15 protein-coding genes are annotated in these 16806 nt (G+C 36.6%); 10 read left to right on the top strand and 5 right to left on the bottom strand.

Annotated elements, in window-relative coordinates; all coding sequences use genetic code 11:
* Positions 1-3 precede the first annotated feature (3 nt).
* From AADJ06_RS10805 to AADJ06_RS10785, 5 genes are all read left to right on the top strand, one after another.
* Positions 4-1602, top strand: a complete 1599-nt coding sequence (locus tag AADJ06_RS10805; protein ID WP_341226457.1) for an Ig-like domain-containing protein — start codon at positions 4-6, stop codon at positions 1600-1602.
* A 396-nt stretch (positions 1603-1998) separates the two neighbouring features.
* On the top strand, positions 1999-3798 hold the full coding sequence (locus AADJ06_RS10800) for a tetratricopeptide repeat protein (protein WP_341226456.1): 1800 nt from the start codon (positions 1999-2001) through the stop codon (positions 3796-3798).
* Positions 3799-3955: 157 nt separating this feature from the next.
* Positions 3956-5074, top strand: coding sequence for a M48 family metalloprotease (locus tag AADJ06_RS10795; RefSeq protein ID WP_341226455.1), 1119 nt, complete (start codon positions 3956-3958; stop codon positions 5072-5074).
* Between the two features lie 129 nt (positions 5075-5203).
* Positions 5204-6049 carry an acetyl-CoA carboxylase, carboxyltransferase subunit beta gene (accD, locus tag AADJ06_RS10790; RefSeq protein ID WP_341226454.1) on the top strand — a complete coding sequence of 282 codons (846 nt, stop codon included), beginning with the start codon at positions 5204-5206 and terminating at the stop codon, positions 6047-6049.
* Between the two features lie 382 nt (positions 6050-6431).
* The gene (locus AADJ06_RS10785; RefSeq protein ID WP_341226453.1) at positions 6432-7214 is read left to right on the top strand and encodes a PIG-L deacetylase family protein; all 783 of its coding nucleotides are present in this window, start codon (positions 6432-6434) and stop codon (positions 7212-7214) included.
* 120 nt (positions 7215-7334) lie between these two features.
* On the opposite strand, the gene leuB is transcribed toward AADJ06_RS10785, so the two are convergent.
* The 4 genes from leuB to leuC form a co-directional block, all read right to left on the bottom strand.
* Positions 7335-8399: a 3-isopropylmalate dehydrogenase gene (gene leuB / locus AADJ06_RS10780; RefSeq protein WP_341226452.1), complete on the bottom strand. Its 1065-nt coding sequence runs from the start codon at positions 8397-8399 to the stop codon at positions 7335-7337.
* A gap of 109 nt (positions 8400-8508) precedes the next feature.
* Entirely contained in the window at positions 8509-10041 is a 1533-nt protein-coding gene (locus AADJ06_RS10775; RefSeq protein WP_341226451.1) for an alpha-isopropylmalate synthase regulatory domain-containing protein, read from the bottom strand.
* A 126-nt stretch (positions 10042-10167) separates the two neighbouring features.
* Positions 10168-10764: a 3-isopropylmalate dehydratase small subunit gene (gene leuD, locus AADJ06_RS10770; RefSeq protein WP_341226450.1), complete on the bottom strand. Its 597-nt coding sequence runs from the start codon at positions 10762-10764 to the stop codon at positions 10168-10170.
* A gap of 132 nt (positions 10765-10896) precedes the next feature.
* Positions 10897-12294 carry a 3-isopropylmalate dehydratase large subunit gene (gene leuC / locus AADJ06_RS10765; protein ID WP_341226449.1) on the bottom strand — a complete coding sequence of 466 codons (1398 nt, stop codon included), beginning with the start codon at positions 12292-12294 and terminating at the stop codon, positions 10897-10899.
* A gap of 274 nt (positions 12295-12568) precedes the next feature.
* On the opposite strand from leuC, the gene AADJ06_RS10760 reads away from it, so the two are divergent.
* The 4 genes from AADJ06_RS10760 (at position 12569) to AADJ06_RS10745 (ending at position 14969) form a co-directional block, all read left to right on the top strand.
* Positions 12569-12949 (top strand): DUF983 domain-containing protein, encoded by a 381-nt coding sequence (locus AADJ06_RS10760; protein ID WP_341226448.1) that lies wholly within the window; start codon positions 12569-12571, stop codon positions 12947-12949.
* A 25-nt stretch (positions 12950-12974) separates the two neighbouring features.
* The gene (trxA, locus tag AADJ06_RS10755; protein ID WP_341226447.1) at positions 12975-13274 is read left to right on the top strand and encodes a thioredoxin; all 300 of its coding nucleotides are present in this window, start codon (positions 12975-12977) and stop codon (positions 13272-13274) included.
* Positions 13275-13436: 162 nt separating this feature from the next.
* The gene (locus tag AADJ06_RS10750; RefSeq protein ID WP_341226446.1) at positions 13437-14207 is read left to right on the top strand and encodes a TerC family protein; all 771 of its coding nucleotides are present in this window, start codon (positions 13437-13439) and stop codon (positions 14205-14207) included.
* A gap of 9 nt (positions 14208-14216) precedes the next feature.
* The gene (locus AADJ06_RS10745; RefSeq protein ID WP_341226445.1) at positions 14217-14969 is read left to right on the top strand and encodes a lysophospholipid acyltransferase family protein; all 753 of its coding nucleotides are present in this window, start codon (positions 14217-14219) and stop codon (positions 14967-14969) included.
* Between the two features lie 6 nt (positions 14970-14975).
* Here AADJ06_RS10745 and AADJ06_RS10740 read toward each other — a convergent pair whose 3' ends face one another.
* Positions 14976-15482 carry a YdeI/OmpD-associated family protein gene (locus tag AADJ06_RS10740; protein WP_341226444.1) on the bottom strand — a complete coding sequence of 169 codons (507 nt, stop codon included), beginning with the start codon at positions 15480-15482 and terminating at the stop codon, positions 14976-14978.
* A gap of 82 nt (positions 15483-15564) precedes the next feature.
* Here AADJ06_RS10740 and AADJ06_RS10735 point away from each other — a divergent pair, with 82 nt between their 5' ends.
* Positions 15565-16671, top strand: coding sequence for a glycosyl hydrolase (locus tag AADJ06_RS10735; protein WP_341226443.1), 1107 nt, complete (start codon positions 15565-15567; stop codon positions 16669-16671).
* Positions 16672-16806 lie beyond the last annotated feature (135 nt).

Here is a 16806-nt window from a genome sequence, read left to right as displayed (position 1 = left end):
AAAATGAAACGCATCTATACTATCCTTTCCCTCTCTATTCTAATAAGCAGCTGTGCTCAGTTTGTTCCACCTACTGGTGGACCTAAAGACGAGGAACCTCCTGAACTAGTAACTTCTTATCCCGAAAATAAAACACTTCGGTTCAAAGAGAAGACTATAAATCTCGTTTTTAATGAATTAATAGATGCAACGGCAGTAAGACAAGAGTTGATAATAACACCAAGTCAAAAAGGAATTTACAGTTTAAAAAACAAACCATATAGTATAGAACTAAAATTCGACGAAGACTTTAATGACAGCACCACCTACACATTAAATTTCAGGGACGGAATAAAAGACCTGAATGAAAAGAATCCAGCAAAAAACCTAAAACTAGTTTTTAGTACTGGTTCTGAAATTGACTCATTAGGTCTTAGTGGCAAAATTACTAATCTATGGACAGGTCTTCCAGGTAAAGAAATATTGGTAGGTATTTATGACCTCAACACAAATGATACAATTCCCTTACTAGATAGAAAGCCATCTTACTTTACAGAAACTGACACCTCTGGCAATTACATCTTCCAAAATATTAAATCCTCCTCTTACCGCTTATTAACCTTTTCAGATAAAAACCAGAATTTAATATTTGACAGTAAAAACGAATTATTCGGATTCCATCAAGACACTTTAAAACTTGATAGCATCATTACTAATCTTGACATTAATATATATCCTAATAATACCAAAGCTCCCAAAATAAAAAGAAGCTTGTCAAGACAATCAAATTTCTCGGTAACTTTTGATAAAGCTGTAAAAAATATAAATGTTGAATTTTTAAACCCACCTGATAGCCTAACCTATCAAAAACGTGATGACGAACTCCTATTTTTTAACCACCCTTACACCACTGATACAACATTAACTAAAATAATAGTTTTAGACTCAGCCAATAATATTTTAGAAGACACACTCAAAATATATTTTAATACCAACATTAAAAGTGAACCTAAACCTGAAGTACTTTCAATTTCCAATAATACTATAAAGTCAAACAGTATCATAAAAAAACCTAACCAATACATACTTGACTTTCAATTTCCGATAACCAACATCGATACTTCGAAAATCACGATAACCTCCGATACAACTACACAAGAACAACTATCATTAAACTGGATAGATAAATCTCAAACACAACTTCAAATAGATTTCAACAGTTCTGCCACGCGTGAAATATCACTAAGTATAGAAGAAGGGGCTATAACTAACTATAAATCAGACACTAATAGGACTTATCAACTTATCAACAAACTTTATCAACAAGACTCGTACGGTAGTATTTCTGGTAGGTATGATAAATTTAAAGGTCAAAAAATTATCGAAGTATTAAACTTTAAGAATCTTAGTATTATTGATAGTCAGCTATTTACAGAAGAATACAAATTTCCAGATTTAATTCCTGGTGTATATAAACTTAGAATAATAGAAGATTCCAACTCGAATGGTCAATGGGATACGGGTGACTTTGAAAAGAATAATCTTCCAGAAAAGATAGTTATATCTAAAGGAGATATAAAACTTAAGGCAAACTTCGAATTAAACGATATTATAATAGAATGATGTTGGTAAACCTGTAGATAACCCAAATTAAACGGTGCAAAACCTATTAGAAAATTGGGGATAACAAACAACTTAAAGAAATCAACATCAAAAACCGTGGATGAAACCACATAAGCTTGAGTTATACTCAATTTAGTTAAAACATATATACACAGATATTTTGCTAATATTAACATCAAAACTTAACGACCTTAAAAATGCAAACTTTGGTGGAGAATCTATTAACTATCTAAAAATAAGGTATCTAATTGTGGAATAAATATTGAACTATCCACATCAGTAAAACCATTAAGAACAATCAGAATTAACAATAGAATTCAAATAAAAAGATAAGCACATATCCACAGCCCTAATAATTAATAATAATAAATAAATACATATTCTTATTTTTAATATATGAAGAGATTTATAAACCTAATGATAATAATAATGTCTGTGTCGGCGGCTTACGGCCAAAGCTTAGAACTGGGCAACGAATATTACAATAAAGGGGAATATGAAAAAGCAGCGGAAATTTTCGATAAGCTTAGCAGAAAAAAAGAGAATGGAAGACTTATTCATGATAACTACTTAAATAGCCTTATTCGTCTAAAACAGTTTGATAAGGCAAAAGACTTCCTTAGACAAGAGATAAAGACCTATCCTGATGTGGTGGTCTATGAAGCAGACTTAGCGTATTTAATAGAGGTTTCTGGCGACCTGACGGGTGCTGATATAGCTTACCAAGAATTAATTGACAAAGCTTCGCAAAAGGATTCTTATGTGTACCAACTTCAAAATTTCTTTTACAAGACGAATAAGATCAATTTATTGATTGATATGTTGCTTAAATCAAGGTTGAGGTCAAAATCTGAAGATAAGCATAACATTCATTTGGCAAGGGCATATTTGTTTGCTGGCAAAAAAGATAAAATGTTGGAAGAGGTTTTCTCTTATGGAATAAAACATAGGAATTCGGATTATGTAGAAAGAACCATTCAGGATAATATAAAGGAGGATAAGGAAATTGAAATGTTGGAGCGTTTACTCTACACAAAAATTCAAGATAACCCTGATGAGTTTTATTATAATGAAATTTTGATTTGGCACTTTGTACAGCAAAAACAATTTTCACGAGCTTTTACACAAGCGAGGGCTTTGGATAGAAGATTGGAATTAGGAGGGCGTAAGGTTTTTGAATTAGCAGGTTTAGCTTATACAAATGGTCAATTTCGAGATGCTGCTAGAATGTATCAATATGTGATGAATGAATATCCACAAGGTGATTTTTATCCATATGCTAGAAGATGGAACATTCAATGTCGTGAACAATTGGTGAAAAATACTTTCCCAATAGATGAGACAGAAATTTTAGAGTTGATAAGTCAATATGAGTTGTTGATAAAGGACCTAGGCCTGACGCCTAAAACAATAGATGCACTTCGTAACATGGCTTTATTGTATGCCTTCTATCTAGATGACCAAGATCGTGCGGTAGAAGTCCTAGAAATGGCGATTTCGAAAGCAGGCTCCAATATTAAATTTAAAGACCAGTGCAAGTTAGATTTAGGAGATATATACATTTTGAAAGAAGAACCTTGGGAATCTACATTGCTTTATATGCAAGTGGAAAAGTCTCAAAAGGAAGATTTTTTAGGAGAAACGGCAAAGCTTAAAAATGCCAAACTGCATTATTACACAGGGGAGTTTGACTTGTCAAAAGACATTTTGAATATTTTAAAGAAAGCTACTACCAGAGAAATTGCTAATGATGCCATGCAGCTTAGTTTACTTATTCAAGATAATTTAGGGCTTGATACTACGGATGCTGCCATAAGTGCATACTCCGCCGTTGACCTACTCTTATTCCAAAACAGAAACGAGGAAGCCTTGTTAAAACTTGATTCGCTTTTTGAAATTTATAAAACACATTCTTTGGCAGATGAAATTCTTTGGCTTAGAGCAAATACCAATTACAAATTAGATAGGGTAGATGCTGCTATAAGTGACCTGAATGTATTATTAGAGAATTATAAATATGACATTCTGGCGGATGACGCATTATACAAGCTAGCTAAAATTTATGATGAAAAATTAAATGAAAATACAAAGGCAATGGCTTTGTATCGTCAAATATTGACTGATTTCCCTGGTAGCATTTTTGGGGCTGAGGCTAGAAAAAGGTTCCGAGAACTTAGAGGGGATTTTGTCTACTAAAATTTAGTTCCACGTGGAATTAGCCAAGCTTTTCGTTAGTTTTTGACTCAATTTGAGTCAAAAATTACCTTTTCTTTGAACCAAGATTCCAAATCTTTTAAAATAATATTTTGATTGCAGGCGTTGGTATATTGCTATCAATTCAAAAGGCTAAAGAATGTCCCTTCCAAAATTATTAAGCTTACTTATTTTATTCTCTGCTTCTGTTAATTTAGCTAATGCTCAGGAGGAAGAAAAACTCGATAAATCGAATTTTGTTTGCAGTTACACGGCAGGTGTTATAAATGAAAAATCAATTTGTAGCATGCTTGGTTTTAGAACGAGGCCAGAGGCTCAAAAAGCAGTTGAAAGAATAGTGAGTAGGTCTGGTTTAAAGCAAAACTTCTATGTGATGGAATGTCCAAACATTGACAATTGTTTTGCGGCAGCTAGAAACGGAGAACGCCTAATAGTGTACGATGCCAGTTTTATGCGTAGAGTAAATAACCTTACTAATACCGACTGGGGAGCAATGAGTATTTTGGCTCATGAAATAGGTCACCATTTGCAGGGTCACACGCTAAAACAAGGTGGCTCTGACCCAAATAGAGAATTAGAAGCAGATGAATTTTCTGGTTTTGTAATGTATCAAATGGGAGCCAGTTTAAAAGAAGCCCAATCTGCCATCTGGAAAATGACTACCGACTATGATACTGGAAGTCATCCTCCAAGAAGAAAAAGAATGACCGCAATTAAACGTGGTTATGAAAATGCCCAAGGCATGTATCCAAGATTAAGTTCTGAGCCAGAACCAGAAATTGAAAGAGAAGTTCCAAAGACAGAACCAGTTGTTAGAAAACCAGAAATAGTAAAGGTTACTTCAAAACCAAGAAATGTAATTACGGTGAGAACAGGATGCATTGAAGGAAATTGCAGCCAAGGATATGGCGTGGCTGTTAATAGAAAGACCCTAGAAAAATATGCTGGTAACTGGAAAAATGGAAGAAGGGTAGGTTACGGAATAGAGTATTATGCTGATAACAGAAAGAAATATGAAGGTGATTTTGCTGGCAGTAATTTCCATGGATATGGCACTTACTATTTTAAAGACGGAACAAAATATGTTGGTAAATTTAAGCAAGGCTTGATGCATGATGACAAGGCTACTTTTTACTATCAAAATGGAGATCGATTATATATTCGTTACGTGAATGGAAAAAAGGAGGGAAAAGGACGTGTTATCTATTATGGCGGAGTTCAAGGAACCATATTTTTTGAAAATGATATAGAAAAATAAGTAAGTGGATTTCGGCTTATGTGCACCTGACTAGCCACTTCTAAAAGGGTATTTCTAATTATCTGTTGACTAGATTCAGGTTCTTAGCAGTACCCTTTATATATTTGCCCCTCAATCAAAATCTAATTTATGTCTTGGTTTCAACGTACAGGAAAAGGAATTAACACCCCTACGGAGCTTAAAAGAGAAGCTCCAGACGGACTATGGTATCAATGCCCAGAGTGCAAACAGGCTACGCATACTAGAGAGCACAAGCAAAACTCTTTTACCTGCAATCATTGTAATTACCATGAGAAAATAGGTTCAGAGGCTTATTTTCAATTACTTTTTGACGGAGGTGAATATACAGAATTAGACGCCAATATGCGTTCTGCAGATCCCTTAGAGTTTGTAGATACTAGAGCTTATCCAGATAGAATTGTCCAAACTGAAAAAAAATCCGGTTTAGTAGATGCTTGTCGGACAGCAGAAGGTAAAATTCATGGCAAAGGAATTACGATTTCTTGTATGGATTTTGGTTTTATTGGTGGTTCTATGGGATCCGTAGTAGGGGAGAAGATAGCCCGCGGAATTGATAATTCCTTAAAGAAGAAAATACCGTTTCTAATGATTTCAAAATCTGGCGGAGCCAGAATGATGGAAGCAGGTTTCTCTTTAATGCAGATGGCGAAAACTTCAGCGAAATTAGCTTTGCTTGATAGAGCAGGAATTCCTTATGTTTCTTTATTGACTGACCCAACAACAGGAGGTGTAACAGCCTCTTTTGCAATGTTAGGAGATTTCAACATTGCGGAGCCTGGTTCATTAATTGGCTTTGCAGGACCAAGAATTATAAAAGAAACAATAGGTAAAGACCTACCAAAAGACTTCCAAACAGCAGAGTTTCTGCTAGAACATGGGTTTTTGGACTTCATTGTGGATAGAAAGGACTTAAAAGATAAAATGGCGAGTTTACTTGGTATGATTTATAAGTAATTAACATTTTTGTAATAGCATTAAAAAAGCCGGAATTGTATGATTTCGGCTTTTTTCAATAAAAATTTTTGAGAGTAGCCAATAGCTCCTACGGAACGGAATTAATAGGGTGGAGTGATAACCCATCCTTACTTTTCTTGGCTTCCCTTCCATCAAGTATGCCATAAAACCTTCAATTTGAATCTGTAGCCCCGTCGGGGCTAGACCTTGGTAGAAGGGAAAAACCAAGGATACCCTTTAGTTTGGCGAGATTTTGCACCAAAATCATGTCAAACGTCTCATTAAAGTTAGGAATTACCCAGCTAAAAATATAAAAACCCTAAATTCATTAATTCAAAAGCCTCCTTTTGACTAGGATTTTAAAGATGAAGCCCAATAAAAAATGCCCAATAAACTACTACAAATTCTAACTCTCCTAATCCTAACAACCGCCTGTCAAACAAACGACTCAAGCCCAAGAACAATCTTAGCGGTATTAGCTCACCCAGACGATGAAACAACAATAAGCCCAGTATTGGCTAAATACGCCCAAACAGACTCTGTTTATTTAATCATTGCTACAGACGGTCAATTCGGAGTAACAGACCATGCAGGAATTCCAGCAGGCGACTCGTTGATAGCTATTAGAAACGAAGAAGCTAAATGTTCCTGTGAAAAAATGGGCATTCATGCACCCATTCGGCTAGACTTACAAGATGGACTAGGACTTAACGGGCATAATAATTTCTATGAGCAAGAAGCGAGACTTAAGGTTAATTTGTTAAAAGAAATTGAAAGATTAAAGCCTGATGTAATTGTCACTTTTGGGCCAGATGGCGATACTGGCCACCCGGACCACCGAATGGTAGGTTTGGTGACGACAGAACTATTACTAAGAGAGAATTTAACCGAAAAAATTGACCTTTATTATCTAGGCTGGATAAAGGATCAAGCAGAGAGATATAAGGCTTGGAACCTAAATTATTCTGCCAAAGAAAGCTTTAATACCGTTATTACGTTTTCTGATGAAGATGAAGCAAAATCAAACGAAGCCATAAGATGCCATAAAAGCCAATTCCCAAAAGAAGAAATGGATAAGTGGATAGAAACAGAACTAAATGATAAGTCTAACATCCTGTACTTTAGGAAATTTGCGATGGATAAGGAGCTTAGGGATGGTTTTTAGGGTAAAAACGAAAACCCCAATCTCTCGATTAGGGCTTTCTTTCTATAGGTCAGGATAATATTTTATTTCGGCATCAACATCAGGCAAAAAACACCCGACACCGAGCATCTGACATCTAACTTAGCCGGCAATCTGAGCAGCCAACCAGTCACCCACTTCTTTGGTGCCATAAGCTTTATCTTTTCCAGCGATGTCTTCGGTTACAATTCCTTCTGCCAAAGACTTATTCACTACATCTTTAATTTCCTGAGCTTCGTCCATAAGTTTGAAAGCATATTCAAACATCATAGCAGCCGATAAAACGGTTCCAATTGGGTTTGCTATGTTTAGACCTGTCGCTTGAGGATAAGAGCCGTGTATAGGCTCAAAAACAGATGTATGAAGACCAATAGATGCAGACGGCATTAAGCCCATAGAACCTGAAATTACAGAAGCCTCGTCAGTTAAGATATCACCAAACATGTTTTCGGTAACCATTACGTCAAAACCCTCTGGCCATTGAATAATACGCATGGCAGCGGCATCTACTAAAAGGTATTCTGTTTTTACTTCTGGGTACTCTTTTTCTAAAGATTGACCCACTTCTCTCCACAGTCTTGATGTTTCTAAAACGTTAGCTTTATCTACTATACAAAGCTTCTTGTTACGCTGCATAGCGTAGCTATAAGCCAAACGGATAATTCTTTCTACCTCAGGTTTTGTGTATTCACATACATCCCAAGCCTTATCTCTAGCTTCGTTTCTTCCTTTGTCACCAAAGTATATTCCACCAGTAAGTTCACGAATACATACAAAATCAGCATTTTCAATCAATTCTGGTCTCAATGGAGACTTATGAAGAAGCGATGGAAACACCAATGTAGGACGGATATTAGCGTAAAGTCCTAGTTTCTTACGCATTGCCAATAAACCTTGCTCAGGTCTTACTGGGTTAGATGGGTCATTATCAAACCTTGGAAGACCAATGGCTCCAAATAAAACCGCATCAGAATTCATGCAAATTTCATGTGTGGAATCTGGATATGGTTCGCCTACGGCGTCAATGGCTGCTGCACCCGTAATGGCTGGTGTCCACTTGATGGTATGACCATATTTCTTTGCTATCGCATCAGATACTTTCTGTGCTTGTTCTACTACTTCTGGCCCGATGCCGTCACCGGCTAATACTGCTATGTTTAAGTTCATTGTTTTGAGCTTTGAGCTATTGGCATTGAGCCTTTAGCACTTTTTAATTGTACGTTTTGCTGCGGAATATTTGGAGCTAATAGCTAACCGCAAATGGCTAAAAGCTAATTTATATCAAATTCATCATCTTCACCGTAGCCTCTATCGCTGACACCGTTTGGTCAGAATCTAGACCGCGGGTTTTCATTTCTTTTTTACCCACTTTCCAAGTGATAATAGTTTCACAAAGAGCATTTGTATTTCCACCTGGAGGAATTCTTACGGCATAATCTGCTAGAACAGGGAAGTCCATTTTCTTTTGTTTGAATATCTTTTTCAAGGCATTCATAAAGGCATCATATTGACCATCACCTTGAGCATTTTCTTCATAAACCTCACAGTCAATCTTAATTTGAAGCGTAGCAGAAGGCCTTAAGTTTCTAGAATGTGTCAGCACATAATTGATTAATTCTACCTTTTTCTCCTCAGGGTCACGGTCTAAAACATCTGCAATGATAAAAGGAAGATCCTCACGAGTTACAGCCTCTTTTTTGTCGCCAAGCTCTATAATCCTCTTCGTGACTTTCTTTAAATCTTCATCAGGCAATGAAATACCCAACATTTGAAGGTTTTTCTCAATGTTCGCCTTACCAGAAGACTTTCCTAAAGCGTAAAGTGTTTTTCTTCCAAACCTTGCAGGTTCTAAATCAGATACATAAAGGTTGTTTTTCTTGTCACCATCGGCATGAATACCAGCGGTTTGTGTAAAAACACTATCACCAACTATGGGCTGATTCGCCGGAATTCTCATTCCTGAAAAACCTTCTACCAAACCACTTATTTTGTAAAGCGACTTGTCATCTACCTTAATTTGAATATCTGGAAAAAAGTCCCTTATTACAGCTACGGTACTAGCCAGTGGTGCATTTCCAGCACGTTCACCAAGACCGTTTACGGTTACGTGTAATCCATGAGTGCCCGCCCTAAGGCTACCCATTACGTTTGCAACGCTTAAGTCGTAATCATTATGGGCATGAAAATCTATGTGTTTATCAGGATATCTATCCACGATATCTTTCACAAAAGAATAAGACTCCATGGGGGTTAAAATACCCAAAGTGTCGGGCAGTAAAATCCGTTTAATTGGAAGCTTAATGAGATTGTCTAAGTGTTGATAAACATACTCCTTAGAATGACGCATTCCATTGCTCCAATCTTCCAAATAAACATTGACACTGAAACCTTTAGCGACAGCTTTGTTTACTAGAATTTCAATTTCAGAAAAATGCTGTTCAGGAGTTTTTTTAAGCTGATGAGTTAAGTGATTTAAAGAGCCTTTAGTTAAAAGGTTCATCACTTTTGCTCCAGCTTGTTCCATCCAATCAATGGAAGCGTCGCCATCTACGAAGGTCAAGACCTCTATTTTATCCAAATAACCTTTTTGGCTTGCCCAGCTAGTTATTTTCTTGACGGCGTTTAGCTCGCCTTCTGAGACTCGGGCAGAAGCCACTTCAATTCTATCAACCTTTACTTCTTCAAGTAAAAGTTGAGCCATTGTAAGTTTTTCAGAGGCCGAAAAAGACACTCCACTGGTTTGTTCACCATCCCGGAGGGTGGTGTCCATTATTTCAATATGGCGTCTACCGCCCTGAGCTTTTACCATTTAATGCTCGTTAGTTTGTATTCAATGAATAGATTGCTGTTTTGAAAAGAATTGAGAAGTCGACATTTATTCTCCGTATTTCACAATTCGAAAAGCCAATTGCCAAAGCAAATAGCTCAATGCTCTCTAAAAGGGACGAGCAGCTTCAAAACTACCAATTTCCTCTTTCATTGCTTGTAGGTAGTCAATATCGTCAAAGCCGTTGACCATATTGTTTTTCTTATAGCCATTGATATCAAAGCTCTCACTTTCACCCGTAGAAACTAGGGTTACCGTTTGCTCAGGAAGATTTACTTCAACTTTAGCGTTAGGGTCTTTTTCAATGTCTTTGAAAATTTTATCCAAAAATTCAGGACTAACTGTCACAGGTAATATTCCAATGTTCAACGAGTTTCCTTTGAAAATATCTGCGAAGAAACTAGAGATAACACATCTGAAACCATAATCATAGATGGCCCAAGCAGCGTGCTCACGGCTAGAACCCGAACCGAAATTTCTTCCGGCTACTAATACTTTACCAGAGTATGTGTCATTGTTTAGAACGAAATCTTCTTTTGGAGAGTCGTCGTTATTGTATCTCCAATCTCTAAAAAGATTGTCTCCAAAACCTTCTCTCTTAGTTGCCTTTAAGAAACGAGCTGGAATAATTTGGTCGGTATCCACATTCTCTAAAGGAAGCGGTACACAAGTGCTGTTTAAAACTGTAAATTTATCGTATGCCATAATTTTGTTATTTCTTAATTTTTGGAGTTTAACCACAAAGTGCTCAAAGCGTACTCACGGAAGTATCTATGACTCTCGTAATTCCATCTTTGTGAAATACTTAATGCTCAATGTAGTTAAGTATTGAAAACCTTAATCCATAAACCCACGCGGGTCACTAACCTTACCAGAAACCGCTGCTGCTGCTGCCACTAATGGAGAAGCTAAAAGTGTTCTAGAATTTGGTCCTTGTCGACCTTCAAAGTTTCTGTTTGAGGTAGAAACCGCAAGCTTACCAGCAGGAATCTTATCGTCGTTCATAGCCAAACAAGCAGAACAACCAGGCTGACGAAGTACAAAACCTGCATCAGTAAAGATGTCTAAAAGACCTTCTTCTTTAATCTGAGCTTCTACAATGTGTGAGCCGGGAACCAACCACGCGGTAACATTATCCGCTTTCTTTCTTCCTTTTACTATAGAAGCAAAAGCTCTAAAATCTTCAATACGACCATTAGTACAACTACCAATAAATACATAATCAACTTCTTTTCCTATCATGCTTTCGCCTTCAGCAAAACCCATATAGTTAAGTGATTTTTTATAACTGGCTTCACCGTCAATTACTTCACCCGCTTTAGGAATAGTATTTGAAATACCAGTTCCAAGACCAGGGTTGGTACCGTAAGTGATTTGTGGCTCAATATCTTCAGCCGAATAAGTTAATTCTTTGTCAAAAACAGCGTCTTCTTCTGTTTTTAGCGTAGCCCAATATTTAAGAAGTTTCTCCCAGTCTTCACCCTTTGGCGACATTTCTCTTCCTTTCAAATAAGCAAAAGTAGTTTCGTCAGGAGCTATCATTCCACCACGAGCACCCATTTCAATTGTCATATTACAAACCGTCATACGACCTTCCATGCTCATATTTTCAAAAACATCACCTGCGTATTCTACAAAGTACCCAGTGGCACCCGCTGCAGAAATTTGAGCAATAATGTAAAGGACAACATCTTTAGGAGTGACCGCTTTACCTAAGTTACCATTCACGGTAATTCTCATTTTCTTTGGCTTAGGCTGCATGATACACTGTGAAGAAAGTACCATTTCAACCTCAGAGGTACCAATTCCAAATGCAATAGCTCCGAAAGCTCCGTGAGTAGAAGTATGAGAGTCGCCACAAACAATGGTCATACCCGGAAGTGTGATACCATTCTCTGGACCTACTACGTGAACAATACCATTTTTTTGATGCCCAAGACCCCAATGAGAAATACCATATTTGGCAGAGTTCCCCTCCAAAGCTTTAAGCTGATTAGCTGAAAGTGGGTCTTCTACAGGAAGGTGCTGATTGATTGTTGGTGTATTGTGGTCAGCTGTTGCAAAAGTTCTTTCTGGAAAAATTACGCCAACGCCTCTGTTTTCAAGACCTAAAAAAGCAACAGGGCTGGTTACTTCGTGAATAAAGTGACGGTCAATGAAGAATACGTCTGGACCATCCTCAATGCTTCTTACCACATGAGCGTCCCATACTTTGTCAAATAATGTTTTAGACATTTTATTATTATGGTTTTGTTGTCAATTCCGATATGAATATTGATAAAAACACCTAAGTGATGTTTAACAACGATACAAAAGTGATACTATTTATGTGCTCGGTACTAATGTAAGCCGTTCAAACAATGTCGTTTTTGGTTCAAAGAGTATTTTTGGGCTGTTTAGAACTTTTATAATTCATTTGTACATATTTACAGCTGCTCAGTGACATCTGTTACGCTTTTACAGAAGATTATTTGGTATTTTTGCCCCAGAAAATGAATAGAAAGACTTAATGGGAAATATAAAAGCGGCATTATTACTTAAATGCCCAAGATGTGAGGAGGGAAACCTATATGAATCTCAAAACCCTTATAAAGTGGGTAAAATGATGGAGATGCATAAAAACTGCTCAAACTGTGGTTTAAGGTATGAGAAGGAGTCCGGTTTTTTCTATGGTGCCATGTACGTAAGCTATATGTTAAACATTGCATTTTTTGTTACCGCAACGGTTTTTTGGTATGCCTTTATTGAAGATATCATAGACTGGAGAATATACATTGGTACTTACGTGTTATTGACCGTTCTTTTGGTTCCTATTATTTTTAGGTATTCTAGGTCTATATGGCTAATAATGATGATAAAATTTGAACCTGAGAAAAGGGGAGAACGTTAATACTGAAGATAAACGAATTGAAATTATGACAGGAGCTTTTGAAGAGCTAATAAATAGCGAAACACCAGTATTAATAGATTTTTTTGCTACTTGGTGTGCCCCGTGTAAGGCCATGTCTCCGGCTTTACAGGAATTAGCCAATGAAATGGGAGAAAAGGTTAAGATTGTGAAGATTGATATTGATAAAAATCCGGCATTACAGCGAAAGTATAAAGTTACTGGAGTGCCTACCGTAATGATTTTTAAAAATAAAAGGCAGCTTTTTAGGCAAACAGGGGTAATGATGTTACCTCAGTTAAAAAAGGCAGTTCAGCGTCACTTATAAAAAAGTCCCGAAAAGGGACTTTTTTTTGCTTTAAACTAAAACATCGGGTTGGTGAATTAAAGTTAAAATCAAGACTTTTTAAATAAGTGGTTTTCTAACTTTGAAATCGGCAATTTTGTGATACGTATTATTTCAAATATTTTAGCGTCAAAATAGTATCAAATGGAACAACTTCTTACAACAGCAGCTCTTACTAGTGTTTTCACTTTAACCCTTCTTGAAATGGTTTTAGGGGTGGATAACATCATCTTTATTTCCATAATTTCTGGAAAGCTTCCAGCTAAAGACCAAAAGAAGGCAAGAAATATTGGTTTAGTATCGGCAATGGTAATAAGAGTAGGCTTGTTATTTGTTCTTGGTTGGATTTTGGGCCTTGAAAAAGACCTTTTCAATCTTCAAGACCTTGGTTTACCTTTTGACATTGGAATGAGTGGTAAAGGTTTAATCTTACTAGGTGGAGGTTTATTCCTGCTTTATAAAGCAACTTCAGAAATTCATCATAAGTTGGAAGGTGAAGAAGATGATATGGGGAAAAAGGCCATTGCATCCTCCCTTTCTAGAGCTATTTTGGATATCACTGTTATCAACATAATATTCTCTGTGGATTCTATTATTACGGCAGTTGGAATGACGGATGTTATTCCAGTAATGGCCGCAGCTATCATTCTCTCTACAATAGGAATGCTACTTTTTGCAAAACCGGTTGGTGATTTTGTAGAAACGCACCCAAGTATTAAAATGTTGGCTTTGTCTTTCTTAGTGATGATAGGTACTTTATTAGTGGCGGAGGCTTTCCATGTTACAGTGCCAAAAGGATATATTTATTTTGCTATGGCATTTTCTTTCTTGGTAGAAATGCTAAATATCAGAATGAGAAAAGCCGCAGCGAAACCAGTGGAACTTATTAAGCATGTTACGGAAGATAAAGCTTAATTCATGTGAATGAAAAAGCTTTTTAGCATTGTATACACTTTTTGGTGCCTATTGGTATTTGTAATACCCTTTCTATTACTTTACCCGTTTATTTATATCTGTATTCAAAATAAACACTGGCATCCGTTCGGACATAAAATTATACGGTTTTGGTCTCAAATATTCTTCCTGCTAACAGGAATGATAATCCAAAAAGACTGGAAATTTAGACCGGATAGGTCTAAAACCTATGTTTATGTAGCTAATCACTTCTCTTACTTAGATGTGGCTTTAGGGATGAACTTAGTAGAAAACTATTTTGCCTATGTAGGCAAGAGCTCGGTTTCTAAAGTCCCGCTTTTTGGATATATGTTTGACCAGCTTCATATAGCAGTTAACAGAGCTGATAAAGACAGCCGAACTAAAACGATGCTTCGTGGAATAAGAGCCCTGAAAAACGGGAGGAGTGTTTTTATAATGCCCGAAGGAGGAATAGTTTCAAAGGAAATACCAAAAATGGCTCAACCTTTTAAAGACGGCCCGTTTATAATGGCCGTGGAAAATCAGGTCCCTATTGTACCAATTAGTTATTTGAACAACTACGAGATAAACCCTGCTAATTTGTTTTCATGGGCTCTTCCAAGAGTAATTATCAACATGGAGGTTAGCACGATAGGAAAAACAAAGAGCGATATTGAAGACTTGAAGAAGGAAGTCTATGATGTTATCCAAGGTGATTTGGATAGGTATTATAAGCTGGGAAAAACGGAATATATTGGCTAATAGTAGCTATTTCTGTCCTTTAAAGTGTCTAATCATAGCTCCATAATCCATTTGCTTAGATAAACCGAAAAGGCTTCTGCTAATTCTTTTGGTTTTCGTTTCAATGGTTTTTGCAGACTCAATCCATTTTGAGAAATATCGTTGATGGCCAGGGGTCAATGTTTTGTAGAAGGCATTTGCAGTAGGATCATCTTCAAGACATGCCAGGAAGTCGGTGGATAATTCGAAGTCACTGGTATCTTCTGTTAGTTTAAGTAAAACTTTATCGCCGACGTCTTTCCTTATTTTTCTCCGTATAATAGCGTTTACTGGGAGAATAAAATCTCCTTCCCCAATAGGAATAAGAGCAACTTGCTTTAATTCTAAATCATCAATATGGCCTTTGACTCTAAAGCTTTTTTTGGTGTTTGGTTTCAATGATTCAGCTATACTACTGTCAATTTTAACAAAAGTCCAGCTTGTTTTTTCACCCTTCTCACCATATTTATCCAATACCTGCTCTAATACTACCATATTGTAAAGTTCCTTTTTTAAAGGTAACTCATTTAGCTTAAGTTTGAATAATTTGATTCCAGTTCAATTTATATTCAACCTTATGAAACGTATAAATCTTCTTTTTGTCTTTATTATGGTCTTAAATGATGGTTTTGGTCAGCTAATAGACCAAAAAGGCACAAGGGAAACGGTAAAGCTATTCAAAAGCTTAAAAAAGATACAAAAGAAAGGTGTTGTTTTTGGTCATCAACACGCCACAGAATACGGTAGAGGCTGGAGCGGAGAAGAAGATAGATCAGATGTTAAATCAATAGTTGGAACACATCCAGGAGTGATAGGTATTGACTTTAGCGGTTTCACAGGGAGAAACCCAGAACTCTATAAAACTAAACTTAGAAAAACCGTACAAGACACCTATAACCGTGGAGGTATAGTAACGGTAGCTTGGCACTTTTATAATCCTATGGGAAAAGGAGGCTTTTATTGGAAAGGCTCTGATTCTCTTGAGGTGGTTTCTAGACTTATTCCAGGCGGTGATGGGCATGAAAAGTATAAAGCAATATTAGATGATATAGCCGAATGGGTGAACTCTTGCAAGGGGGCAAATGGTGAGTTGATTCCTATGATTTTCCGACCTTATCATGAGTTTGATGGAGGATGGTTTTGGTGGGGAGCTCCGCACTGTTCGGTAGAGGACTTTAAGACTCTATGGAAGTTTACATTGTCATATTTGAGGGATGAAAGAAATGTTCATAGTTTCATTTGGGCGTTTTCGCCGGACAATAAATTTGAAACAGAAGCCGAGTTCTTAGAAAGGTATCCTGGCGACGAATGGGTTGATATGGTTGGTATGGATAATTATGCCGACATGGGAAGAAATAGGTATGATCTAGATGCAGCAGTAAGGAAATTGAAAATAGTATCTGACTATGCTCGAAAGCATAAAAAATTGGCTGCTTTTACGGAAACAGGATTAGAGTCAATACCAAATGAAAAATGGTGGACAGAGACGCTACTAAAAGTGCTTCAATCTGAAAATCTAAGGCTTTCCTATGTTTTGGTTTGGAGGAACGACAAAAAAAGTGAGACGCATTATTATGCACCTGTTCCTGGTCATGTTAGTGCCCCAGACTTCATAAAGTTTTATGAAGATAAATTCACTTGGTTTGAAGAAGATTTAATAAAAAAGAATATTTATAAGAAATAGTAGCTTTAATTGACCCATTTGAGGTTTTAAGAGCTTTTGTCTTTACAGAGAGAGATTTTATCTAAACAATTTTCTCACCTTAAGGAGTGATTCGTTGTTTATACTAATTTACAATTTTATACTATTAATTAGGCG

This window comes from uncultured Arcticibacterium sp., from assembly GCF_964021845.1.
In the GTDB taxonomy this organism is placed as follows: Bacteria; Bacteroidota; Bacteroidia; order Cytophagales; family Spirosomataceae; genus Arcticibacterium.
Note: the sequence above shows the minus strand (reverse complement) of the source record. Positions and strands in the feature narration are given on the sequence as shown.

What these genes read in the sequence shown, in the direction of transcription:
- AADJ06_RS10805 (WP_341226457.1), top strand. Translation starts at nt 4, where the DNA reads ATGAAACGCATCTATACTATCCTTTCCCTCTCTATTCTAATAAGCAGC.
- AADJ06_RS10800 (WP_341226456.1), top strand. Translation starts at nt 1,999, where the DNA reads ATGAAGAGATTTATAAACCTAATGATAATAATAATGTCTGTGTCGGCG.
- AADJ06_RS10795 (WP_341226455.1), top strand. Translation starts at nt 3,956, where the DNA reads ATGTCCCTTCCAAAATTATTAAGCTTACTTATTTTATTCTCTGCTTCT.
- accD (WP_341226454.1), top strand. Translation starts at nt 5,204, where the DNA reads ATGTCTTGGTTTCAACGTACAGGAAAAGGAATTAACACCCCTACGGAG.
- AADJ06_RS10785 (WP_341226453.1), top strand. Translation starts at nt 6,432, where the DNA reads ATGCCCAATAAACTACTACAAATTCTAACTCTCCTAATCCTAACAACC.
- leuB (WP_341226452.1), bottom strand. Translation starts at nt 8,399, where the DNA reads ATGAACTTAAACATAGCAGTATTAGCCGGTGACGGCATCGGGCCAGAA.
- AADJ06_RS10775 (WP_341226451.1), bottom strand. Translation starts at nt 10,041, where the DNA reads ATGGTAAAAGCTCAGGGCGGTAGACGCCATATTGAAATAATGGACACC.
- leuD (WP_341226450.1), bottom strand. Translation starts at nt 10,764, where the DNA reads ATGGCATACGATAAATTTACAGTTTTAAACAGCACTTGTGTACCGCTT.
- leuC (WP_341226449.1), bottom strand. Translation starts at nt 12,294, where the DNA reads ATGTCTAAAACATTATTTGACAAAGTATGGGACGCTCATGTGGTAAGA.
- AADJ06_RS10760 (WP_341226448.1), top strand. Translation starts at nt 12,569, where the DNA reads ATGGGAAATATAAAAGCGGCATTATTACTTAAATGCCCAAGATGTGAG.
- trxA (WP_341226447.1), top strand. Translation starts at nt 12,975, where the DNA reads ATGACAGGAGCTTTTGAAGAGCTAATAAATAGCGAAACACCAGTATTA.
- AADJ06_RS10750 (WP_341226446.1), top strand. Translation starts at nt 13,437, where the DNA reads ATGGAACAACTTCTTACAACAGCAGCTCTTACTAGTGTTTTCACTTTA.
- AADJ06_RS10745 (WP_341226445.1), top strand. Translation starts at nt 14,217, where the DNA reads ATGAAAAAGCTTTTTAGCATTGTATACACTTTTTGGTGCCTATTGGTA.
- AADJ06_RS10740 (WP_341226444.1), bottom strand. Translation starts at nt 15,482, where the DNA reads ATGGTAGTATTAGAGCAGGTATTGGATAAATATGGTGAGAAGGGTGAA.
- AADJ06_RS10735 (WP_341226443.1), top strand. Translation starts at nt 15,565, where the DNA reads ATGAAACGTATAAATCTTCTTTTTGTCTTTATTATGGTCTTAAATGAT.